This window comes from Kocuria arenosa, from assembly GCF_042879215.1.
Taxonomy (GTDB): domain Bacteria; phylum Actinomycetota; class Actinomycetes; order Actinomycetales; family Micrococcaceae; genus Kocuria; species Kocuria arenosa.
Map to the genome: position 1 here is coordinate 55798 of NZ_JBHZTA010000006.1, position 22448 is coordinate 78245.

Annotated in this window: 21 protein-coding genes; 2 read left to right on the forward strand and 19 right to left on the reverse strand. The window is 74.1% G+C overall.

Going from position 1 to position 22448, the window contains the following annotated elements:
- From dapA to rpsO, 6 genes are all read right to left on the reverse strand, one after another.
- Positions 1 to 957 carry a 4-hydroxy-tetrahydrodipicolinate synthase gene (gene dapA, locus ACFYE3_RS11495; RefSeq protein WP_387609178.1) on the reverse strand — a complete coding sequence of 319 codons (957 nt, stop codon included), beginning with the start codon at positions 955 to 957 and terminating at the stop codon, positions 1 to 3.
- 145 nt (positions 958 to 1102) lie between these two features.
- Complete coding sequence (locus ACFYE3_RS11500) at positions 1103 to 1735, reverse strand: hypothetical protein (RefSeq protein ID WP_387609181.1); 633 nt, start codon at positions 1733 to 1735, stop codon at positions 1103 to 1105.
- 5 nt (positions 1736 to 1740) lie between these two features.
- Entirely contained in the window at positions 1741 to 2544 is an 804-nt protein-coding gene (dapB, locus tag ACFYE3_RS11505) for a 4-hydroxy-tetrahydrodipicolinate reductase (RefSeq protein ID WP_387609183.1), read from the reverse strand.
- Positions 2545 to 2607: 63 nt separating this feature from the next.
- Complete coding sequence (locus ACFYE3_RS11510; protein WP_387609185.1) at positions 2608 to 4026, reverse strand: M16 family metallopeptidase; 1419 nt, start codon at positions 4024 to 4026, stop codon at positions 2608 to 2610.
- 54 nt (positions 4027 to 4080) lie between these two features.
- Positions 4081 to 6354 carry a polyribonucleotide nucleotidyltransferase gene (locus ACFYE3_RS11515; protein WP_387609187.1) on the reverse strand — a complete coding sequence of 758 codons (2274 nt, stop codon included), beginning with the start codon at positions 6352 to 6354 and terminating at the stop codon, positions 4081 to 4083.
- A 264-nt stretch (positions 6355 to 6618) separates the two neighbouring features.
- On the reverse strand, positions 6619 to 6888 hold the full coding sequence (gene rpsO / locus ACFYE3_RS11520) for a 30S ribosomal protein S15 (protein WP_017832923.1): 270 nt from the start codon (positions 6886 to 6888) through the stop codon (positions 6619 to 6621).
- 265 nt (positions 6889 to 7153) lie between these two features.
- On the opposite strand from rpsO, the gene ACFYE3_RS11525 reads away from it, so the two are divergent.
- A complete protein-coding gene (locus ACFYE3_RS11525; RefSeq protein ID WP_387609190.1) occupies positions 7154 to 8023 on the forward strand; it encodes an aldo/keto reductase in 870 nt (289 codons plus the stop codon).
- A gap of 15 nt (positions 8024 to 8038) precedes the next feature.
- On the opposite strand, the gene ACFYE3_RS11530 is transcribed toward ACFYE3_RS11525, so the two are convergent.
- The 10 genes from ACFYE3_RS11530 to ACFYE3_RS11575 form a co-directional block, all read right to left on the reverse strand.
- Positions 8039 to 9040 carry a bifunctional riboflavin kinase/FAD synthetase gene (locus tag ACFYE3_RS11530; RefSeq protein WP_387609192.1) on the reverse strand — a complete coding sequence of 334 codons (1002 nt, stop codon included), beginning with the start codon at positions 9038 to 9040 and terminating at the stop codon, positions 8039 to 8041.
- 30 nt (positions 9041 to 9070) lie between these two features.
- Positions 9071 to 9745: a GNAT family N-acetyltransferase gene (locus ACFYE3_RS11535; protein ID WP_387609195.1), complete on the reverse strand. Its 675-nt coding sequence runs from the start codon at positions 9743 to 9745 to the stop codon at positions 9071 to 9073.
- A 100-nt stretch (positions 9746 to 9845) separates the two neighbouring features.
- Entirely contained in the window at positions 9846 to 10328 is a 483-nt protein-coding gene (locus ACFYE3_RS11540; protein WP_387609198.1) for a hypothetical protein, read from the reverse strand.
- A 37-nt stretch (positions 10329 to 10365) separates the two neighbouring features.
- Positions 10366 to 10737, reverse strand: coding sequence for a hypothetical protein (locus ACFYE3_RS11545; RefSeq protein ID WP_368820661.1), 372 nt, complete (start codon positions 10735 to 10737; stop codon positions 10366 to 10368).
- Positions 10737 to 11801 carry a tRNA pseudouridine(55) synthase TruB gene (truB, locus tag ACFYE3_RS11550; protein ID WP_387609201.1) on the reverse strand — a complete coding sequence of 355 codons (1065 nt, stop codon included), beginning with the start codon at positions 11799 to 11801 and terminating at the stop codon, positions 10737 to 10739. Before truB ends, ACFYE3_RS11545 begins: the two co-directional genes overlap by 1 nt.
- Positions 11802 to 11822: 21 nt before the next feature.
- Entirely contained in the window at positions 11823 to 12272 is a 450-nt protein-coding gene (rbfA, locus tag ACFYE3_RS11555; RefSeq protein ID WP_387609202.1) for a 30S ribosome-binding factor RbfA, read from the reverse strand.
- 141 nt (positions 12273 to 12413) lie between these two features.
- On the reverse strand, positions 12414 to 15278 hold the full coding sequence (gene infB / locus ACFYE3_RS11560) for a translation initiation factor IF-2 (protein WP_387609204.1): 2865 nt from the start codon (positions 15276 to 15278) through the stop codon (positions 12414 to 12416).
- A 204-nt stretch (positions 15279 to 15482) separates the two neighbouring features.
- Positions 15483 to 15833: a YlxR family protein gene (locus ACFYE3_RS11565; protein ID WP_387609206.1), complete on the reverse strand. Its 351-nt coding sequence runs from the start codon at positions 15831 to 15833 to the stop codon at positions 15483 to 15485.
- A gap of 196 nt (positions 15834 to 16029) precedes the next feature.
- Complete coding sequence (gene nusA, locus ACFYE3_RS11570) at positions 16030 to 17010, reverse strand: transcription termination factor NusA (RefSeq protein ID WP_368832035.1); 981 nt, start codon at positions 17008 to 17010, stop codon at positions 16030 to 16032.
- A gap of 191 nt (positions 17011 to 17201) precedes the next feature.
- Positions 17202 to 17717 (reverse strand): ribosome maturation factor RimP, encoded by a 516-nt coding sequence (locus tag ACFYE3_RS11575; RefSeq protein ID WP_387609208.1) that lies wholly within the window; start codon positions 17715 to 17717, stop codon positions 17202 to 17204.
- Between the two features lie 94 nt (positions 17718 to 17811).
- Between ACFYE3_RS11575 and ACFYE3_RS11580 the strand changes: the two genes are divergently transcribed.
- The gene (locus ACFYE3_RS11580; protein ID WP_387609210.1) at positions 17812 to 18804 is read left to right on the forward strand and encodes a hypothetical protein; all 993 of its coding nucleotides are present in this window, start codon (positions 17812 to 17814) and stop codon (positions 18802 to 18804) included.
- Positions 18805 to 18824: 20 nt separating this feature from the next.
- Here the strand turns inward: ACFYE3_RS11580 and ACFYE3_RS11585 are convergent, their stop codons facing one another.
- The 3 genes from ACFYE3_RS11585 to ACFYE3_RS11595 form a co-directional block, all read right to left on the reverse strand.
- Positions 18825 to 19592, reverse strand: coding sequence for a TSUP family transporter (locus tag ACFYE3_RS11585; protein WP_368832161.1), 768 nt, complete (start codon positions 19590 to 19592; stop codon positions 18825 to 18827).
- 49 nt (positions 19593 to 19641) lie between these two features.
- On the reverse strand, positions 19642 to 21441 hold the full coding sequence (locus ACFYE3_RS11590; protein WP_387609211.1) for a proline--tRNA ligase: 1800 nt from the start codon (positions 21439 to 21441) through the stop codon (positions 19642 to 19644).
- Between the two features lie 148 nt (positions 21442 to 21589).
- Positions 21590 to 22444, reverse strand: coding sequence for a GNAT family N-acetyltransferase (locus ACFYE3_RS11595; RefSeq protein WP_387609213.1), 855 nt, complete (start codon positions 22442 to 22444; stop codon positions 21590 to 21592).
- Between the last annotated feature and the right edge of the window lie 4 nt (positions 22445 to 22448).

Consider the following 22448-nt stretch of genomic DNA (forward strand, 5'->3'; position numbering starts at 1 on the left):
TCAGTCGATGGTCTCGAGAAGGGTGTCGGAGATGACCGAGCCCTGCAGGTCCGCGCGGATCAGGGCGGCCTCGGCCTCCGTGGGCGGGACGTGCGGGAGCCGCACGGTGTTGTGCGGCAGCCGGCCCTGCCACTGGAGGATCGTCTTCGCCGCGACGGCGCCGGGGGCGCGCGTCATGGTGGCGCGGACCACGGGCTCGAGCTCCGCGTTGATCCGCTGGGCCGTGCCGAGGTCCTGGGCGCGGATCGCGTCGACGAGCTCGCGGTACCGGGCGGTGGCCACGTGCGTGGTGACGCCGATGAGCCCGGCGGCGCCGATGGCCATCCAGGGCAGGGTCAGGCCGTCGTCGCCCGAGTAGTAGAGCAGGTCGGTCTCGGCCAGCACCCGGGTGGCGGCGACCAGGTCCGCCTTGGCGTCCTTGACGGCCACGATGTTGGGGTGCCCGGCCAGGGAGATCAGGGTCTCGGTGGCGATCGGGATGCCGGCGCGGCCGGGGATGTCGTAGAGCATGATCGGCAGGTCCACGGAGTCGGCGAGGCTGCGGAAGTGGGCCTCGACGCCGGCCTGGGAGGGCTTGTTGTAGTACGGGGTGACGATGAGCAGTCCGTCCATGCCGAGCTTCTCGGCCGCGCGGGAGAGGTAGCGGGAGTGCTCGGTGTCGTTGGAGCCGGTGCCCGCCAGCAGGGGCACGCGGGAGCCGACGGCGTCCTTGACGGCGCGGAACACGGAGAGGTTCTCCTCGTCGGTCATGGTGGAGTACTCGCCCGTGGTGCCGCACACCACGAGGCCGTCGCAGCCGTCGTCGACGAGCTGCTCGGCCATGGCCGAGGTGGCGTCCAGGTCCACGGAGCCGTCCTCGGCGAAGACGGTGATCATCGCGGTGAGCAGCGTCCCGAACAGGGGCTCGGACCGGGTCGCGGGGAGGTCGGCGGAGGAGGGCGAGGCGTTGGCAGTCATGGGTGCCAGGTTACCGCCTTCGCGCCGGGGGCACCGGCGGGCGGGCGGTCGAGGCCCCCCGCGGCCGCGGGGACCCGGGCCCGGCCGGCCGTGCGGCGGGCGGTCTCCGTGCCGTCCACGGGGCCGGTCGTGCTCGCCGGGTGTCTCAGGCCCGCCCCTCGCCCGGGGGGTCGGCGGGCTCCACGTTGCGGGCGGCGCGCCCGCGGGAGAGGGCCACGGCGTCGCGCATCGCGGAGCGGGCGCGGGTCCGGTCCCCGGCGGCCGCGTAGGCCAGGGAGAGCCGGTACCAGTTGCGCCAGTCGCCCGGGTCCTCCTCGGTCTGCGCCCGCCAGGTCCCGAAGCGCTCGTCGGCGGCCTCCCGCACGATGCGCCCGCCGGGGGTGCGCGGGAGGTCGTCGGGCGGCAGCCCGCCCTCCTCGTGCAGGGTCCGGCCGAGCTGCTCGGTCCGGACCCCGAACAGGACCTCGCGCACCAGCGCCCACACGCCCACGGCCGGCAGCACCAGCATGGCGACGCCGAAGGCCTTGGCGATCCAGCCGTCCGTGCCCAGCAGCAGCACCGCGCGGTGCAGGCTCAGGCCCAGGTAGACGACGAGCAGCGTCACCATGGCCGCGGCGAGCAGCTTCGCCCTGCTCGTCGACTCCAGGAGCGTGAAGACGCCCGCGAAGACGAGCACCGCGAGGATCCACAGCTTCGAGCCGCCGGGGATCGGCAGCAGCCACAGGGTCAGCAGGGCCGCCGCGAACAGGCCCCAGATCCAAACCCGGATCGAGTCCATCGGCTCTACAGCCCCAGGTCGAGGTAGTCCTCGAGACCGTGCGTGAGCCCCGGGTGGGAGACGACCTGCCGGACGCCGAGCACCACGCCGGTCATGAAGGAGATCCGGTCGAAGGAGTCGTGCCGGATGGTGAGCTGTTCCCCGAGGTTGCCGAGGAGCGTCTCCTGGTGGGCGACCAGCCCGCGCAGGCGCACGGAGTGCACGCGGACGTCGTCCACGAGCGCGCCGCGGGCCCCGTCCGGGTCCTGCGTGGTGGCGTCGGGGGACGGCGCGACCCCCGCGGCCCGCCGGGCCCCGCCGACGAGGGCGGCCGTGCGCGCGGCCGTGCCCGAGGGGGCGTCGACCTTGTCCGGGTGGTGCAGCTCGACGATCTCGACGGACTCGAAGAACCGGGCGGCCTGCGCGGAGAAGCGCATGGCCAGGACGGCGCCGATGGAGAAGTTGGGGGCGATGAGCACGCCCACGCCCTGGTGCTGGGCGAGCAGCGCCCGGGTCCGGTCCAGGCCCTCGTCGTCCCAGCCGGTGGTGCCCACGACGCAGTGGATGCCGTGCTCCACGGCGAAGCGCACGTTGTGCTCCGTGACCGAGGGGACGGTGAAGTCGACCACGACCTGCGCGCCCGCCGCGACCAGGACCTCGAGGGAGTCCTCGTGGTCCAGTTCCGCGACGAGCTGCAGCCCGTCGGCGCGCCGGACGGCCTGCGCGGCCTCGCTGCCCATCCGGCCGCGGGCGCCGAGGACGGCGACCCGGAGCTCGGAGGCGGGGGGCGCCGTGGCGGTGGTGGTCTCGGTGGCGGTGCGCTCGGTCATGGCTCCAACTCTAGGTCACGGGACGGGTGGGGCCGCCGCCGGGGTGCCGGCGGCGGCGCCCGGTCAGCGGCGGGTGGGCGCCACGATGGTGGTCACGACGGGCCCCTCGGCCAGCCACCCGGCGAGCTCCCGGACCTGCTCCGGGGTCACGGAGCGGACCCGGTCCAGGGACTCGTCGATGTCGAGGAACTCCCCCGACTTCAGCTCCGCGGAGCCCAGCCGGGACATCCGCGAGCCGGTGTCCTCGAGGGCGAGCACGGTGCCCCCGCCCAGCTGGCCGACGACCTTGCGCAGCTCGTCCGCCCCGATGCCGTCCCGGGCGAGCGTCTCCAGCCCGCCCGTCATCAGCGCCACGACCTCGTCGGTGCGCGCGGGCAGGCACCCGGCGTACATCCCGAAGTAGCCGGCGTCCGAGTAGGCCCCCGAGAAGGAGAACGTGCTGTAGGCCAGGCCGCGCTTCTCGCGGATCTCCTGGAACAGCCGGGAGGACATCCCGCCGCCCAGGGCCGCGTTGAGCACGGTCATCGCGAAGCGGCGGTCGTCCCCGGCCACGAGCCCGGGCCGGCCGACGACCACGTTGGTCTGCTCCACGGGCCGCTCCAGGAAGTGCTCGCCCCAGTCCGGCACCAGGGGCGCCGGGGTGCGCCCGCGCCGCGGGAGGGGGGCCGCGGGGACGGCCGGGTCCCAGCCCGCGCGCTCGAGGGCCTCGGCGACGAGGGCGACGACGACGTCGTGCTCGAGGCCGCCGGCGGCCGTGACCACGAGGCCCTCGGGCCGGTAGTGGCGGCGGTAGTGCTCGACCACCGCGTCGCGGGGCACCGCGAGGATCTCCTCGGGGGTGCCGCCGATGGGCCGGCCGAGGGGATGGGCTCCCAGCACGCGCTGGGTGAACTCCTCGAAGGCGACGTCCTCGGGGTCGTCCTTGTCCATCGCGAGCTCCTCGAGGATGACCCCCCGCTCCCGCTCGAGCTCGTCCGGGTCCAGGGCGGCCGACGTCACCATGTCGGTGATGACGTCGATCGACATCGGCAGGTCCTCGGCGAGCACCCGCGCGTAGTAGCACGTGTGCTCCTTGGCCGTGGCCGCGTTGGACTCACCTCCCACCTCGTCGAAGGCCTCCGCGATCTGCAGCGCCGAGCGCCGCTCGGTGCCCTTGAACAGCAGGTGCTCGAGGAAGTGCGTGGAGCCCAGCCGGCCCGGCTGCTCGTCCCGGGAGCCGACGCCGACCCAGAAGCCGACCGTCACGGCCCGCTGGGCGGGCATCCGCTCGGTGAGCACCCGGGTGCCGCACGGCAGGACCGTGCGGCGGACCACGTTGCCGCCGGCGCCCTCGTGGAGGGTGTGGCTGAACCCCGCGGCGGCCGTGGTCAGGGCCGTGGCGGAGGGGGAACTGCGGGGAACCGCCGAGAGGCGGACGTCCGGGCCCGGGGTGCTCCCCGGGCCGCGGTCGCCCGCCTCCAGCGGCAGATCGACTGCCGTCATCCAGCTGTGCTGCTTTCTGTGCTCGTGCGGTGCTGTGCTCGGGACCGGCCCGGCTCAGGCCTCGGCGGCTTCGGTGGCGTCGTCGTCCTCAGGGAAGACGTTCGGCTCCTCGGCGACCACGGGGGCCAGGGACAGCTTGCCGCGGTCGTCGACCTTCGTGATCTCGACCTGGACCTTCTGGCCCACGCCGAGGACGTCCTCGACGTCGGTGACGCGCTTGCCCTCGTTGAGCTTGCGCAGCTCCGAGATGTGCAGCAGGCCGTCCTTGCCGGGGGTGAGGGAGACGAAGGCGCCGAAGGTCGTGGTCTTGACCACGGTGCCCAGGTAGCGCTCGCCGACCTCGGGGACCTGCGGGTTGGCGATCGCGTTGATCGCCGCGCGGGCCGCCTCGGCCGAGGGGCCGTCGGTGGCGCCGATGTAGACGGTGCCGTCGTCCTCGATCGAGATGTCGGTGCCGGTGTCCTCCTGGATCTGGTTGATCATCTTGCCCTTGGGGCCGATGACCTCGCCGATCTTGGAGACGGGGACGGTCACGGAGATCACGCGCGGGGCGAACTCGCTCATCTCGTCCGGCTGGTCGATGGCCGCGTTGAGCACCCCGAGGATGTGCAGCCGGGCCTCGCGGGCCTGGGTCAGCGCGGCGTCCAGCACCGAGGAGGGGATGCCGTCGAGCTTGGTGTCGAGCTGGATCGCGGTCACGAACTCGGAGGTGCCGGCCACCTTGAAGTCCATGTCGCCCAGCGCGTCCTCGGCGCCCAGGATGTCGGTCAGCGCGGCGTAGCGGGTCTCCCCGTCGACCTCGTCCGAGACCAGGCCCATGGCGATGCCGGCGACCGGCGCGCGCAGGGGCACACCGGCGTTGAGCAGCGACAGGGTCGAGGCGCAGACGGAGCCCATGGACGTGGAGCCGTTGGAGCTCAGCGCCTCGGAGACCTGCCGGATCGCGTAGGGGAACTCCTCGCGGGAGGGCAGCACCGGGGTGATGGCGCGCTCGGCCAGGGCGCCGTGGCCGATCTCGCGGCGCTTCGGGGAGCCCACGCGGCCGGTCTCGCCGGTGGAGTACGGCGGGAAGTTGTAGTGGTGCACGTAGCGCTTGTGCTTGACGGGCGACAGCGAGTCGATCTGCTGCTCCATCTTCAGCATGTTCAGCGTGGTCACGCCCATGATCTGGGTCTCGCCGCGCTCGAAGATCGCGGAGCCGTGCACGCGCGGCAGGACCTCGACCTCGGCGGTGAGCTGGCGGATGTCCGTCAGGCCGCGGCCGTCGATGCGCACCTGCTCGGTGAGGATCCGCTGGCGCACGGTCTGCTTGGTCAGCGCCTGGTAGGCGCCGTTGACCTCGTCCTTGCGCTCGGCGAAGGGCTGTCCCTCCCCCGTGAGCTCCGCGAGGGTCGCCTGGTGCAGCTCGTCGGTCGCGGTCTCGCGCTCCTGCTTGTCGGCGATCGAGTAGACCTCGGCGAGGCGGGTGCCGACGGAGGCCGCGACGGCCTCGCGGGCGTCGTCCCCGAAGCCGCCGAAGCGGGGCAGCTCCATCTCCGGCTTGCCGGCGCGGGCCCGCAGGTCGGCCTGGGCGTCGCACAGCGCCTTGAGGGCAGGCTTGGCGGCCTCGAGGCCCTGGGCCACGAGCTCCTCGGTGGGGGCCACGGCGCCGTTGTTCTTGATGAGGTTCCAGGAGTTGTCGGTGGCCTCGGCCTCGACCATCATGATCGCGACGTCCTCGGTGCCGTCCTTGCCGGTGACGACCCGGCCGGCCACGGCCATGTCGAACACGGCGTTCTCGAGCTGCGAGTGCTTCGGGAAGGCCACCCACTGGTGCTGGCCGTTGTCGCCGGCCATGAGCGCCACGCGCACGCCGCCGACGGGGCCCTGGAAGGGCATCCCGGACAGGGTCGTGGCCATGGACGCGGCGTTGATCGCCACGGTGTTGTAGATCTCGTCCGGGTTCATGGACAGGATCGTGACGACGACCTGCACCTCGTTGCGGATGCCCTTGCCGAAGGCGGGGCGCAGCGGGCGGTCGATGAGCCGGCAGGTGAGGATCGCGTCCGTGGAGGGACGGCCCTCGCGGCGGAAGAACGAGCCCGGGATGCGCCCGGCGGCGTACATCCGCTCCTCGACGTCGACCGTCAGGGGGAAGAAGTCGAAGCCCTGGCGGGGGGACTTGCCCACCGTGGTGGCGGCGAGCATGGTGGTGTCCTCGTCGATGGAGACGAGGGTGGAGCCGGCGGCCTGCTTGGCGAGGCGGCCGGTCTCGAAGCGCACGACGCGCTTTCCGTAGGAGCCGTTGTCGATGACGGCTTCGGCGTACTGGATCTCGGGACCCTCCAAGGGTCACCTCCGTTTCGTGTCGGCGGGACCGTCCGCGCGTCACCCGGTCTTCGATCGAGATCCACGGAAGGGCCGGGGCCGCGGGGGCCGTCCGGTGTCCGGAGATCACTACCGAGGACCGCGAATGATCGGCGCGGTGGCCCCGTCTGGTGTTCGATGGTGCTTGTCTCTGGTGGTGCGGTGCGCCCGTCCGGCTGCCGTGCCGTGCGGGCGTGGTGCTCGGCGGCGTCCTCCCGTTGCCGGGCGGACGCCGCCGGGTGCCGACTAGCGGCGCAGGCCGAGCCGCTCGATGAGCGTGCGGTAGCGCGTGATGTCGGTGTCGCGCAGGTAGGTCAGCATGCGGCGACGGCGACCGACCAGGGCCATCAGGCCGCGGCGGGTGTGGTGGTCGTGCTTGTGCTGCTTCAGGTGCTCCGTCAGATCGGCGATCCGGCGGGTCAGGACCGCGATCTGCACCTCGGGCGAACCGGTGTCGCCCTCGTGGGTCGCGAAGTCCTTGATGATCTCCTGCTTGATGGCGGCGTCGAGTGCCACGTGTAACTCCGTTCGAGTCAGTACCGTGCGGCCCGGGCGACGGGCTCGTCGCCGGGTCCCGGGAGCTCCCGGGGGTCCGACAACCACGGACTGCAGTCGGACCGCCGTCCAGTCTAGCGGACCGGGGCGCGCCGCCCCACCCCCGGGCGGCGCGGCGCGCTGCGCTGGGCGTCCCCCGGCCGGTGGGCCAAGATGGGAGGGACACCGGCCCGGGCCTCCGGGCGCCGGGACGGGACCGGCACGACGAGACGAGCAGGAGCAGCGCGTGAGCAAGGACGAGAAGGACGGGCGGGGCTTGGCGGTCGCCGACCGCACGCACACGATGCGGGACGGCCGGCGCATTCCCGCGATCGGGCTGGGCACCTACCCCATGGACGACGCCGCGGCCGAGGCCGACGTCGCCGAGGCCCTGATGCTGGGGTACCGGATGGTGGACACCGCGGTGAACTACGGCAACGAGACCGGCGTGGGGCGCGCGGTCGCGGCGGCCGGCGTGCCGCGCGACGAGCTGTTCCTCACCACCAAGCTGCCGGGCCGGGACCACGGCACGGACTCCGTGCGCCGCTCGCTCGAGGGCTCCCTGCGGCGCCTGGGCACCGACCACGTGGACCTCTACCTCATCCACTGGCCGAACCCCTCGGTCGGCCGGTACGTCGAGACGTGGCGGACGATGCTGGAGCTGCAGCAGGAAGGACTCGTCCGCTCCGTGGGGGTGTCCAACTTCACACCCACCCACATCCGGCGCCTGGTCAAGGAGACCGGCGAGACGCCGGCGGTCAATCAGGTGGAGCTGCACCCCCAGTACCAGCAGGAGCGGCTGCGGGAGTTCCACCGGGAGCACCGCATCGTCACCCAGGCCTGGTCCCCGCTGGGCCGCAAGACCGATCTGCTCCAGCACGAGTGGATCGCGGGCATCGCCCGGCGGACGGGCCGGACCCCGGCGCAGGTCGTCCTCCGCTGGCACCTGCAGTCGCACACCGTGCCGGTCCCGAAGAGCTCCGACCCGCGGCGCATGGCCGAGAACCTCGACGTCTTCGACTGGGAGCTGGACGAGGACCAGATGCACCGGATGCAGATGCTGCACACGGGGATCAGCGGGTCCGGCTACGACCCGAACAGCCACGAGGAGATGTAGCGGGCGGGCCGGGGCTCAGGCCTCGGCCGCCAGGATGCCCCGGGTGCGCTCGACGTCGTCGTCCATCTGCGCGACGAGCTTGTCGACGCCCTCGTAGGCCACCATCCCGCGCAGCCGGGCGACGAACTCCACGACCACCTCCTGGCCGTAGAGGTCGAAGTCCTCGACCCGCTCCTCGGGGCGGTCGATGACGTGCGCCTCGACCTGCCGGGGCACGTTCTCGAACGTGGGGTTGGACCCCACGGAGATCGCGGTGGGCCAGCGCGTGCCGTGGGCGTCGACCAGCCACCCGGCGTACACCCCGTCCGCGGGGACGAACCCGGCCGCGTCCGGGGACAGGTTGGCCGTGGGGTAGCCGAGCTCCCGCCCGCGGGCGGCCCCGTGCACCACCTCGCCGCGCATCCGGTGGTGGCGTCCGAGCAGCCGGGCGGCCGCGCGGACGTCGCCCGCCTGCAGGCAGGCCCGGATCCACGTGGAGGAGCAGCGCCGTCCCCCCGCCGTGGTCGCCGCCGGGGCGTGCTCCGGGTGCTCCTCGTGCAGGGGATCGAGCAGGTCGTCGACCACCCGGACCTCGAACCCGTGGCGCCGCCCCAGCTCCTGGAGCGTGTTGATGTTGCCGGAGTTGTCCTTGCCCAGGCGCGTGTCCTCGCCCACCACGAGGCAGCGTGCCCCGAGCGGTCCCACGAGGGTGCCGAGCACGAACTGCTCGGTGGACTGGTCCGCGAACTCCAGGGTGTACTCGAGCACGAGGGCGGCGTCCGCGCCGGTCCGCTGGAGGGCGTCCAGCTTGTCCTCGGTGCCCATGATCAGCCCCGGGTGGCTGCCGGGACGGTGCACCTGCGCGGGGTGCGGGTCGAACGTCACGACCACCGAGGCCCAGCCCCGCTCGCGGGCGGAGTCGACGAGCTGGGACAGCACCCGCTGGTGGCCCCGGTGGACACCGTCGAAATTGCCGATGGTGACCACGGACGGGCCGAAGCCCGGGGGGACGTCAGAGAGATCTCGCCAGCGGAACACGGTTCTCCTCGCAGGAACGGGACAGGCAGGTCAGGGTCGGGGCGGGGTGGGCTGCGGCCGCACGGGCCGGTGCGGGCCGCCGGGCTCCTCCGGGCGGGCGGCGGCCGGGGACGGCGGGCCGTCCCACGGGGCCTGCGGGGAGCGGGGGTCCTCCGCGCCGAGGGTCAGGATCCAGGCGTCGACCGAGGCGCCGCGCTGCTCCATGAAGCCGTCGATCCGCACCGGGGAGCGGAAGCCGAGCCTCCAGGCGAGCTTGCGGCTGGCCCAGTTGGGGACCTTCGCCATCCAGTATGCATGGGTGAGGCCCAGGGACCCGAAGGCGTGCTCGAGCAGCAGCCGGCAGGCGGCCTCCGCGGCGCCGGTGCCGCGGGCGTGGGGTCCGAAGTTGAGCCCGATGTCCGCCGTGGTCCCCCGCAGGGCGTTGAGTCCCACCGTCCCGTGCAGCCGGTCGGTGCGGGCGTCCGCGACCGCCCAGTTGTACTCGCGCCCGGCGCGCCAGGCCGCGGGGACGAACTCCTCGACGTACCAGCGCGCATCGGCCTCCGTGTAGCCCAGGGGCACGGTGGTGAACTCCGCGGCCGCAGGGTCCGCGCAGTTGCCGGCCAGCTGCGGGACGTCGCGCTCCTCGAGCCGGCGCAGCACCACGGTGCCGTCGGTGAGGACGGGGACGTCGTAGTCCTCGGCGCCGTCGGGGCGTACGGGCATCGGCGGGGTTCCTTTCGGGAGGCGTGCGGCACGGGGCGCTCCGGCCCGCGACCGAGCCTACCCGGTGCGTGCCGGGTCGCTGTCCGGGACGGGCGAGCGGTCAGGCGGGGGCGCGCGTGCCCCGGGGCCGGGACCGGCGGAGCCAGGCGAGGCCGACCACGGGCAGCACCAGCGGGACGTAGCCGTAGTCCTGCCCGAAGTGGGACCACACGCTGGCCTCGGGGAACAGCTCCGGGGCGAGCACCGACAGCAGGCCCACGCCGAGCACGCCGGCCAGCTCCACCGCCACGGCGGCCGTGGCCAGCCGGTGCCAGCGGGGGCCGGGCCGGGCGAGGGCCACGGTGGCCACCACGTAGACGGCCGCGGCGAGGGCGGAGAGCAGGTACGGCAGCGGCGCGGCCCCGAAGCCGGTCGAGATCTGGTAGAGCGAGCGGACACCGGCCGAGAGGGAGAAGACGGCGTAGACCACGACGACCAGCCGGCCGAAGCCCGAGGACTTGCGGTCGCCGCGCGCCGTGGCGGCGCGGGGCCCGAAGCGCTGCTGCAGCCGGGTGGGGCCGCTCTGCGGGGGCTCGTGCGTCATCGGGTCGTCTCCTGCGGGGTCGTGGCGGTCCGGGGGTTCACTGGTAGTACCAGATGTAGTTCATGCGGTAGACCATGATCGCGACCACGGGGCCCGCGGCCGCGAGCACCCAGTTGGACCAGCTCGAGCGCTCCACGAGGGACCACACGAAGGTTCCCGCCGGGACGAGCAGCGCGGTCAGGAGGTAGCCCCAGTGCTCGAGGGCCGATCCGGTGGGGCCCGGGCCCAGCACGTGCATGACGACCGAGCCCACGGCGTGGACGAGCAGGAACGCCTCGAGCAGCAGCACGGAGCCCTGGGTCCAGTCGTCGGGCTGCCGCCCGCGCACGGCCTGCACGGCGCACACCAGGAAGGAGAGGGCGCCCAGCAGGGCCGCGGCCCAGAACCAGCCGTCGTAGCCCCCCAGCATCAGCGTTCCCCCCGGGGTGCGTCCGGCGGCGCGGGGAACCGCTCCCCGGGCAGGAAGACCAGGACGGGCTTGGCGGTGCGCTCGCCGCGGTGGCCGCGGTCGGACAGCAGGGCCACGAGCCGCCCGTCGGGGGCGAAGCCGGCGGTGACCGTGTCGTTGTCGAGCGGGCTCGCGCCGGGGTGCTCGCCGAGGTCCTCGCCGCCGTCCGCGGCGCTGGGGCCGATCCGGCGGCCGTGGGCGACGTCCTCGGCCTCCGCCGCGGTCAGCCGGCGGGCGGGGAACAGCCCGGTGGCGGCCTCCTCGAGGCTCGTGACGGGCAGCGGGCGGCCGGCGGACACCTCCGCGGCGAGCTCGTCGAGGGTCGACGCGTCGTCGAGGGTCCACGCGCCCACCCGGGTGCGGCGCAGCGCGGTCAGGTGACCGCCCACGCCGAGGTCGGCGCCGAGGTCCCGGGCCAGGGCCCGGACGTAGGTGCCCGAGCTGCAGGTCACGGTGACGTCGACGTCGAGGACCGCCCGCCCGGCGTCGTCGGCGGTGCGCACGAGCCGGTGCACGGTGAACTCGGACACGGTGACGGGGCGCGCGGCGAGCTCCACGTCCTGCCCGGCGCGCACCTGGGCGTAGGCGCGGCGGCCCTCGACCTTGATGGCGCTGACCTTCGCGGGGACCTGCTGGATGTCCCCGGTGAGCCGGGCGACGCCGGCGGCCACCGCGTCCTCGTCCACCGCGGCCACGGCCCCGGGGCCGGCGACGTCGAGGACCTCTCCCTCGGCGTCGTCGGTCACGGTGGTCAGGCCGAGCCGGATCGTCGCCGCGTACGTCTTGCGCTGCCCCACGACCCATGTCAGGAGGCGGGTGGCCCGGTCGACGCCGAGGACCAGCACGCCCGTGGCCATGGGGTCCAGGGTCCCGGCGTGGCCGACCTTGCGGGTGCCCGCGAGGCGGCGGGTGCGGGCGACGACGTCGTGGCTGGTCCAGCCGGCGGGCTTGTCCACGACCACGAGCCCGGACGGCGTCGGCCGGGACGGATCAGGGCGCGGGACGTCAGTGTTCGTGCGGGTCACTTCCCCGGTGCCTCCGCCTGCTCAGCGGTCCGGGGAGGACTCGTCGTCCTCCTCGACCGGCTTCCGGTAGGGGTCCTCCCCTGCGGCCCAGCTGGCGCCGGCGGCCTGGGCCGCGACCTCGGCGTCCTTCTCCTTGGCCGCGCGGAGCACCTCCTCGAGGTGGGAGGCGTTGACCGGGATCTCGTCCGGGACGAAGGTCAGGGTGGGGGTCAGGCGGGCCGTGATGTTGCGGCCGACCTCGCTGCGCAGCACGCCTTTGGCGGACTCGAGGGCGGCGCGGGTGCTCTCCTGCTCCTCCGCGGTGCCGAACACCGTGTAGTACAGGGTGGCGTGCTGGAGGTCGTTGGTGACGCGGGCGTCCGTGATGGTCACGAAGCCCATCCGGGGGTCCTTGACCCGGCGCTCGAGCGCCTGGGCCACGACGACCTTGATCCGGTCGGCGAGTCGGGCGGCGCGTGCTGCGTCAGCCATGGTGGATGCTCCTCGGGTCGGGACGGTGCTCGGAGTCGTGCTGGGAACGATGCTGGAACGGGGGCGGCGGCACGGGCGGGCGCTGGGCCCGCCCGTGCCGCCGCGGGTGTCCCGTGCTCGGGGCACGGGACTCGGGACGGGTCAGGCGCGCGGCTTCTCGCGCATCTCCCACGTCTCGATGAGGTCGCCCTCGTGGATGTCGTTGAAGGAGCCGAGCCCGATACCGCACTCGTAGCCCTCGCGGACCTCGGTCGCGTCGTCCTTGAACCGGCGCAGCGAGTCGACCGTGAGGTTGTCCGCCACGACGCTGCCGTCCCGGACGAGCCGGGCCTTGGAGTTGCGGCGGATGGTCCCCTTGGTGATGTAGGCACCGGCGATGTTGCCCCACTTGGAGGAGCGGTACACCTCGCGGATCTCGGCGGTGCCGAGTGCCACCTCCTCGTACTCCGGCTTGAGCATGCCCTTGAGCGCGCTCTCGACGTCGTCGATGGCGTTGTAGATCACCGAGTAGAACTTCATCTCGACGCCCTCGCGGTCGGCCAGGTCCGTCACGCGCTCGGCGGGACGGACGTTGAAGCCGATGATGATCGCGTTGTCCACGGTCGCCAGGTTGACGTCGTTCTGGGTGATGGCGCCGACGCCGCGGTGGATGACCCGCAGCTGGACCTCCTCGCCCACGTCGATCTTGAGCAGCGAGTCCTCGAGCGCCTCCACGGCACCGGACACGTCGCCCTTGATGATGAGGTTGAGCGTGTCGATCTTGCCGGCGGCCACGGCCTCGTCGAAGGACTCGAGCGTGATCCGCTTGCGCCGCTTGGCGAGCAGGGCGTTGCGGTCCGCCGCCTGGCGCTTCTCGGCGATCTGGCGCGCGGTGCGCTCCTCCGGGGTGGAGAGGAACGTGTCGCCCGCCCGGGGCACGGAGTCGAGACCCAGCACCTGCACGGGCCGCGAGGGACCCGCCTCCTCGACGGACTGCCCGTTCTCGTCGAACATGGCGCGCACGCGGCCGTACGCGGCTCCGGCGACGATCGCGTCGCCGACGTGCAGCGTGCCGGACTGCACGAGCACGGTCGAGACCGCACCGCGCCCCTTGTCCAGGTTCGCCTCGATCGCCACGCCGCGGGCGCCCTTGTTCGGGTTCGCCGACAGCTCGAGCGCGCCGTCCGCGGTCAGCACGATCGCGTCCAGCAGGTCGTCGATGTTGAGGTTCTGGCGCGCGGAGACGTCGACGAACATGGTGTCGCCGCCGTACTCCTCGGGGACCAGGCCGTACTCGGTGAGCTGGCCGCGGATCTTCTCCGGGTTCGCCTCGGGCTTGTCGATCTTGTTGACCGCCACCACGATCGGCACGCCGGCGGCCTGGGCGTGGTTGAGCGCCTCGACCGTCTGCGGCATGACGCCGTCGTCCGCGGCGACCACGAGCACGGCGATGTCCGTCACCTGGGCACCGCGGGCACGCATGGCGGTGAACGCCTCGTGGCCCGGGGTGTCGATGAACGTGATCTGCCGCTCCTGGCCGTCGACCTCGGTCTCGATCTGGTAGGCGCCGATGTGCTGGGTGATGCCACCGGCCTCCCCCTCGATCACCTTCGTGTTGCGGATCGCGTCGAGCAGGCGGGTCTTGCCGTGGTCGACGTGGCCCATGACGGTGACGACCGGCGGGCGCGCCTCCAGGACGTCCTCGCCCTCGGCCGCGGCCTCGGCGTCCAGGTCGATGTCGAAGGACTCGAAGAGCTCGCGCTCCTCGTCCTCCGGCGAGACCACCTGGATCCGGTACCCGAGCTCGGCGCCCAGCAGCTGGAAGGTCTCCTCGTCGAGGGACTGCGTCTGCGTGGCCATCTCGCCGAGGTGGATGAGCACCGTGACGAGGGAGGCCGGGTTCGCGTTGATCTTCTCGGCGAAGTCGGTCAGGGACGCGCCGCGGCGCAGGCGCACCACCGTGGTGCCGTCGCCGTGGGGAACGGCGACGCCGCCGACGGACGGGGCCTTCATCTGCTCGAGCTCCTGGCGCTTCGCCCGCTTCGACTTGCGCTGCTTGCCGCGGGCACCGCCGCGCCCGAAGGCGCCCTGGGTGCCGCCGCGGCCACCGCGGCCGGGGCCGCCGCCGGGACGGGAGAACCCGCCGCCGCCGGCACCGGGAGCGCCGCGGCGGGGACCTGCGCCGCCGCCGGCCGGACGGGAGCCGATCGGGGCGACACCGGTGGTGTGACCGGGCATCATGTTCGGGCTGGGGCGCGCCCCGCCGGGACGGGGACCGCCCTGGGGACGCGGACCGCCCTGGCCCTGGGGACGGGGACCGCCCGGAGCCTGGCCCTGCGGGCGGGGACCGCCCTGGCCCTGGCCCTGGGGACGGGGTCCGCCCTGGCGCTCGGGACGGCCCGAGCGCATGCCCTGCTGGGCGGCGAACGGGTTGTTGCCCGGACGCGGCCCGGCCGGGCGGGGAGCCCCCGGGCGTGGCGCGGCCGAGCCCGGACGGGGCGCGGTGCCACCGGGGCGCGGCGCGGCGGAGCCCGGACGGGGCGCCCCGCTGCGGCCCATGCCCTGCTGGCTGGCGAAGGGGTTGTTGCCCGGGCGCGGGCCCGGGGCGGGTGCCTTGGCGCCCGGGGACGCCGGGCGCTGCGGCGCGGACCGCTCGGGGGCGGAGGGCTGCTCGGCGGACCGCTGCTCGGGCGCCGTCGCGGCAGGCCTCTGCTCGGCGGCCTTCTCGGGCGCCCTCTCCGGTGCCTTCTCGGCGGGCCTGGCGGCCGCCGGGCCCGCCGGCGCGGTGGTGCCGGGCCGGGGCGACGTGCTGGGCTTCGACGCGGGCTTGGCGGCGGGTGCCGCGGCTGCCGGGGCGGACTTCTCCGCCCTGCCGGCGAGGGCGGAGCGCAGCTTCTTGGCGACGGGCGGCTCGACGGTCGAGGACGCGCCTCGCACGAACTCACCCAGGGTCTGAAGCGTGGAAATCGCTTCCTTGGACGTTATTCCGAGCTCTTTCGCGAGCTCGTGAACGCGGGGCTTGGCCACTTCTCTCCTGTCTCGGTCCGCACCGAAACAGGTACGAACCACTTATTTTCCGTTGAGGCTCCCGGAGCATCGGCCGTCGAGGACGGCGCGGGGTCGCGGGAGGCCGTTGGCAGAGCACAACGAAGCACTCATCGCTGGGCACTCATCGGTTTTCCATCGGTTCTCTGACTCGCTTTCCAGTTCTTCACCCGCGTGCGGACGTGGTCACCGGTCCGGTCGGACCGTGCGGGCTGCCGTCCGGGGACGGCTGTGGTCGGCACTCGTGCGCCCGGTCGCCGGGCTGCCCACCGTGGACAGCAGGGCGTCCAGCTCGGGGGCGACCGCCTCCGTGTCCACGGCTGCCCGGAACGCGCGCCGGAAGGCGCGCCGGCGCAGGGCCGAGTCCAGGCACTCGTGGGAGGGGTGGAGCCAGGCTCCGCGACCGCCGAGGCGCCCGTTCCGGTCGACCACGGCCCGGAGGCCGCCGTCGGTCGGTTCGGTCACCACACGTACGAGCTGGTCAGGGTGTTCGGTGGTCCGGCATCCGATGCACGTGCGACGGGAGTCTGCACTCACTCGCTCGCTACTCCTCGTCTCGCGCCGGGACGTCGGGGACGTCCCGTGCGGGCCGGGAACCGGCGCCGGACAGGGACCACCAACGATCTGACCGCTGTCCAGTCTATCCCGGGGACCGCCCTGGACCGAAACCGGGGGGCGCGCGGGATCCCGGGGCCGCCCCGCGGCGGGGGCGCCGGTCCCGGGGCGGCGGGGCTCAGCGGCGCTCGGCGGCCTTCGACTCGGCGACGATGTCGATCTTCCAGCCGGTGAGCTTCGCGGCCAGGCGGGCGTTCTGGCCCTCCTTGCCGATGGCCAGGGACAGCTGGGTGTCGGGGACGACGGCGCGGGACGAGCGGGCCCGCTCGTCGAGCACGGTCACCCGGGACACCTTGGCCGGGGACAGGGCGTTGGCGATGCAGCGGGCGGGGTCGTCCGACCAGTCGACGATGTCGATCTTCTCGTCGTGCAGCTCGTTCATCACGGCGCGCACGCGGGAGCCCATCTCGCCGATGCAGGCGCCCTTGGCGTTGATCCCGGACTGGGTGGCGCGCACGGCGATCTTCGTGCGGTGCCCGGCCTCGCGGGCGATCGCCATGATCTCCACGGAGCCGTCGGCGATTTCCGGCACCTCCATCTCGAACAGGCGGCGCACCAGGTCCGGGTGGGACCGGGACAGCGTGATGGACGGGCCCTTCATGCCGCGCTTGACCTCGACGACGAACGCACGGATGCGGGCGCCGTGCGGGTACTTCTCGCCCGGGGACTGCTCGTGCGGGGGCAGCACGCCCTCCACGGTGCCGAGGTCGACCTGGACCATGTGGGGGTTGTGCCCCTGCTGGATCTGCCCGGAGACGATCTCGCCCTCGCGGCCCTTGAAGTGGCCCAGGACGGCGTCGTCCTCGACGTCGCGCAGCCGCTGGAGGATGACCTGGCGGGCCGTGGAGGCGGCGATCCGCCCGAACCCGGCCGGGGTGTCGTCGAACTCCCCGACCGCCTCGCCGTCCTCGTCCAGCTCGGGGGCCCAGATGGTGACGTGGCCGGTCCGGCGCTCGATCTCGGCGCGCGCTCCCGGGAGCGCGCCGGCGGTCTTGTGGTACGCGAGCAGGAGGGCCTGCTCGATGGTGGGGATGAGCAGGTCCACGGGGATGTCGCGCTCACGCTCCAGCAGTCGGAGGGTGCTCATATCGATGTCCATGTCCGGCCTTCCTCACCTGACGACGCCGGGGGCGGCGCAGCGCACCGTCGGGGATGACGGTGCGCCGCCACGGGTCGTGCTCGCACACTCGTCGTCGCACTCGGTTGTCGTCGCACTGCGGACCGCGGCGCCGGTGGGCGCCGCGGCGTCAACGGCACATCTTACACTCGTGCCGGGTACGGGCGGGCCCGTCAGTCCGTGAACTCGACCTCCACCTTCGCCCGGCGCACGGCGTCGAAGGCCCAGCGCTCCGGGTCGAGCAGCCGGGGTGGCATGCCCTTCTTCACCTGGTGGCTGCGCTGCAGGACCACGCCGTCCGGCTCCACCTCGAGCAGGCGGGCCGTGAACTTCTCGCCCACGACCGGGGTGACGCGCACCAGCCGACCGATCGAGCGGCGCCAGTGCCGGGGCGCCACGAGCTCCCGCGTGGCTCCCGGGGAGGACACCTCCAGCTCGTAGGCGGAGCCCGGCACGGGGTCCGTGCGGTCGAGCAGCTCGGACACGGCCCGGGAGACCGCGGCGATCCGGTCGATGTCCACGCTGTCGGTGCTGTCCTCCGGGAGGTCCACCAGCACCTGCAGCACGAGACCGGTGCCGGCGGGCTTCAGGGCGACGTCCTCCAGGACGAGCCCCGCCTCCTCCACCGCGGGTCCGATCAGCTCGGCCAGCCGGTGGTCGTCGGGTCCGGGGGTGCTGTGCTCGCTCACGGGGTCTCCTCGTGCGGTCGGGACGGCGGGGTCGGTCCTGGAAATCCTATGATGGACGCGGCCCTCCGCCGTCCCGTCCCCCAGGAGCCTCCCGGTGACCGATCCCCGCGCCCCCGCCCACCGGGTGCTCCCGCTGCTGCTGGGGGTCCTGCTCGCGACCGGCACCGCCGGGGCGTGGTGGCTGGACTCCGCCCGTCCGGTGCCCCCGGACGAGGTCGTGCGCGCCGACGCGTGGCTGCGCACCGAGGCGCTGCTCGAGGCCCCCTCCCCGGACCCGGCGCCCGCCGTCCCGTGGGAGGACGTGCGCGCGGACCTGGCCCGGCAGCTCGAGGCCCTCGGTCCCGCGCCCGACGACCGCACGAGCGCCGCCGTCCGCGCGCAGCGCCCCTCCCCCGCCGACGGCACGGACGCCGCGGGCGCCGGGGGCTCGGACGCCGCGGCGCCCACCGCGCTGCGGACGACGGCGACGGTCCTGGCCGGTGACGCCCTGGCCGCCGAGGACCCCGCCCTGGCCCGGGTGCTCGCCGCGGCGGCGGTCTCGCGGGTCACGGCGGCCCGGCAGCTGGAAGGGTCCCCGGCACCGGCCGGCGCCGATCTGTGCGACGTCGGCGGGGACCCGGCTCCCGGCGGGACGACCGACCCCGGCGCCGTCCTGTGGTCGGCGCTGGACCGGGCCGGCTACGCCTTCGAGGCGCTGGCCGCCCGCGCCGGGACGGCCCCGGACGGGGCTGCTCCTCCGGCTGCCGCCCCGGCAGGCGCCGTGCCCGCGGAGCTGGCGGCCCGGGCGCGGGGGGACGTCGAGGAGCTCCTGGAGGTCCCGGCCGCCGGGAGGGTGCTCGCGGCGGACCCGGGGCTGCCGGCAGGTGCCTACGTCCTGCCCGACGACGTGCGGGCGCACCCCGGCCGGGTCGCGGACACGGCGGCCCGGGACGTGCAGGACGCCGCCGCGCACGTCCTGGCCCGCGGTGAGCCCGGCACGCGGTGCTGGGCGCTCGTGGCGCTGGAGCGCGCCACCGGGCTGCGCGCCGGGCTCACCGGGGAGGTCGGCGCCCTGCCCGGCGTGGTCCTCGACGACCCGCCGCGGTGACCCCGGGCCGGCGGGCCGGCTCAGGCTCCCCGGAGGACGTCGATGCCGAGCTTGAGGATGAGCAGCGAGACGACGGTGAGGAACACGACCCGGATGAAGCGGCTGCCGCGGGCCACGGCGGTGCGCGCCCCGAGGTAGCCGCCCAGCATGTTGGACAGCCCCAGGACGAGTCCCAGGCCCCACAGCACCGACCCGTGGCCGAAGAAGAAGACGAGCGCGCCCACGTTCGTGGCGAGGTTGACGATCTTCGCCTTGGCGCTCGCGGCCAGGAAGCTGTAGCCCAGGAGCGTGATCATGGCGATGACGAGGAACGAGCCGGTGCCCGGGCCCATCACGCCGTCGTAGAAGCCGATGACGGTGCCGATCACCATCGCGGTGCCGTAGTGCCGCGCCCCGCTGTGGCGCAGCTCGGTGAGCTGCCCGACGGTCGGACGGGCGACCGTGAACAGGAGCACGGCCACCAGCGCGGCGAGGATGATCGGGCGGAACACCGCCTCGGGCAGGGACGCGGCGAGCGCCGCCCCGCCGAAGCTGCCGACCAGCGCGACACCGGCCATGGGCAGGGCCGTGCGCAGGTCGGGGGACGTGCGCCGGTAGAACGTCAGGGCGCTCGTCGCGGTGCCGAACACGGAGCCCATCTTGTTGGTGGCCAGCGCCTGGACGGGGCTGATCCCCGGCACCATCAGCACCACGGGCAGCTGCAGCAGACCACCGCCGCCGACCACGGCGTCGACGAAGCCCGCGGCGAGCCCGGCGGCCACCAGCAGGGCGACGACGCCGGGGTCCATCTGCTCCAGGCCCGAGGCCCCGAGCCAGGCGCCGAGCCCCTGCACGCGCTCAGCCGCGCACGGCTGCGGCGACCACCGCGGCGACGCCGTCCCGGGCCACGTCCTCGCTGCTGCCGCTCGCGCGGTCCTTGAGCTCGAGGACGCCGTCCTTGAGGCCGCGGCCGACCACCAGCACGGTGGGCACGCCGAGCAGCTCGGCGTCGCCGAACTTCACGCCCGGGGAGACCTTGGGCCGGTCGTCGAAGAGCACCTCGAGCCCCTCCGCCTCGAGCTCGGCCACGACCTTCTCGGCCTCCTCCAGCACCTCGGGGCCCTTGCCGGTGGCGACCACGTGGACGTCCGCGGGGGCGACCTGGCGGGGCCAAAGCAGGCCCTTGTCGTCGTGGTAGGCCTCGGCCAGGGCGGCCACCGCCCGGGTGACGCCGATCCCGTAGGAGCCCATGGTCACGGTGACGAGCTTGCCGTTGCGGTCCAGGACCTTCAGCCCCAGCGCCTCCGCGTACTTGCGGCCCAGCTGGAAGATGTGGCCCATCTCGATGCCGCGGGCCGCCTCGAGCGGTCCGGAGCCGTCCGGCGCGGGGTCGCCCGCCCGCACGTCGGCGCACTCGAGGACGCCGTCCCAGGCGAAGTCGCGCCCGGCCGTGAGGTCGTAGACGTGCTGGCCGGCGACGTTCGCGCCGGTGATCCAGCGGGTGCCGCGGACCACGCGCGGGTCCACGAAGAAGGGGATGCCGGTCGAGGACTTCTCACCGAGCACGGCCTGGTCGAGGGACAGGCCGGGACCGATGTAGCCCTTGACCAGCAGGGGGCAGGCCCGCAGGTCCTCGTCGCCGGCCTGCTCCACCAGGAGCTCGCCGGGGACGTCCAGGGCGGCGCCGATGCCGGCCTCGATGCGCTTGAGGTCCACGGCGCGGTCGCCGGGCAGGCCGACCGCCACGAGCCGTCGCGCGCCGTCGGGCAGGACGACCGCGAGCACCACGTTCTTGAGGGTGTCGGCGGCGGTCCAGAGCCCCTCGGCCCGCGGGTGCATCTCGTTCGAGCGTTGCACGAGCGTGTCGATCGTGGGGCTGTCCGGGGTCTCCAGCACCCGTGCCTCGGGGACCCCGGCGGGGTCGGACTCCTCGGGCACCACGGTGGTCACCGCCTCGACGTTGGCCGCGTAGCCCCCCGGCGAGCGCACGAACGTGTCCTCGCCGATGACCGTGGGGTGCAGGAACTCCTCGGAGCGGGAGCCGCCCATGGCCCCGGACTGGGCCGAGACGGCGACCACGGGCAGGCCGAGGCGCTCGAAGATCCGGACGTAGGCCTCGCGGTGCCTGGCGTAGGACTCGTCGAGACCGGCGTCGTCGACGTCGAAGGAGTAGGAGTCCTTCATGACGAACTCGCGCCCGCGCAGGAGGCCGGCGCGGGGACGGGCCTCGTCCCGGTACTTCGCCTGGATCTGGTACAGGGTGACGGGGAGGTCCTTGTAGGACGAGTACAGGTCCTTGACGAGCAGCGTGAACATCTCCTCGTGCGTGGGCGCGAGGAGGTAGTCGCCGTCCTTGCGGTCCTTCAGGCGGAAGAGGTTCTCGCCGTACTCCGTCCAGCGGTGCGTGACCTCGTAGGGCTCGCGCGGCAGCAGCGCCGGGAAGTGCACCTCCTGGGCCCCGATCGCGCCCATCTCCTCGCGCACCACCCGCTCGACCTTCCCGAGCACCCGCAGGCCCATCGGCAGCCAGGTGTAGATGCCCGGGGCGGCGCGGCGGATGTAGCCGGCACGGACGAGCAGCTTGTGGCTGTCCACCTCGGCGTCGACAGGGTCTTCGCGCAGGGTCCGCAGGAACAGGGAGGAGAGTCGCAGCGCCACGAGGGCTCCGTTTCTCCCGGGGAGCGCGGCGTGGTGCGGCCGGGCCCGGGCGTCGAGAGGGTGGGCGGCGCCGACGGCGCCGCTGATTCCGGTCAAATCTACACCCCCGGCCCGGGCCGCCGCGCCAGGATCGGCGTGCCCGGGGGCCTCAGAGCAGCACGGTGGCGAAGGTCCCGACCCGCTCGAAGCCGACCCGGCGGTAGGTGGCGAGGGCCCGGACGTTGTAGTCGTTGACGTAGAGGCTGACCACCGGCGTGCGCCGGCGGGCGAGGCGCACGGCGGCGGCCATGCAGGGCGCCGCCAGCCCCCGGCCGCGGTGCGCCGGGTCGACCCACACGCCCTGCACCTGCGCCACTCCGCGGGCGACCGAGCCGAGGTCGGCCTTGAACACCACCCGGCCCCCGTCGTCGGTCAGCACGAGGCAGCGCCCCGCCGCGACGAGCGCGGAGACCCGGTCCCGGTACCCGCGGTCACCGCCCGTGTACGGGGAGTAGCCGACCTCCTCCTCGAACATGGCGGCACTCGCCGGGAGCACGGCGGGCAGGTCGTCGGGACGCGCGACCCGGACACCGGGGTGCGGCGCGAGCGCCGGGTCCCGGTCGATGGCCAGCAGGGGCTGGACGGGCCGCAGGTCGAAGGGGCGGGGCCAGGAGCGCTCCACCCGGGACCACAGCCCGAGCACCAGCTCGGCGGGCCCGAACAGCGAGGCGTGCCGGGACCCGCCCCGGCGCAGGTGCCCGCCGACGAGGTCGAGGCCCGGGGCGTCCAGGGACACGGGCACCACGTTCGTGCCCACCCAGCAGGCGCCGGTCAGCTCCCCGTCCGGCCCGGCCGTGCCGACCACGGGCGGGATCCGCGAGCCCTTGCTGCCGCGGTAGGACTCGACGTGGGCGGCCACGAACGCGTGGGCGACCGGGTCCGCCTCGAGCAGCCGGTCCAGCTGGGCCGGATCGACCTCCCCCGCCGGCACCAGCCGCGGCGCCGTCCTCCGCTGCGTCCTCACCCGC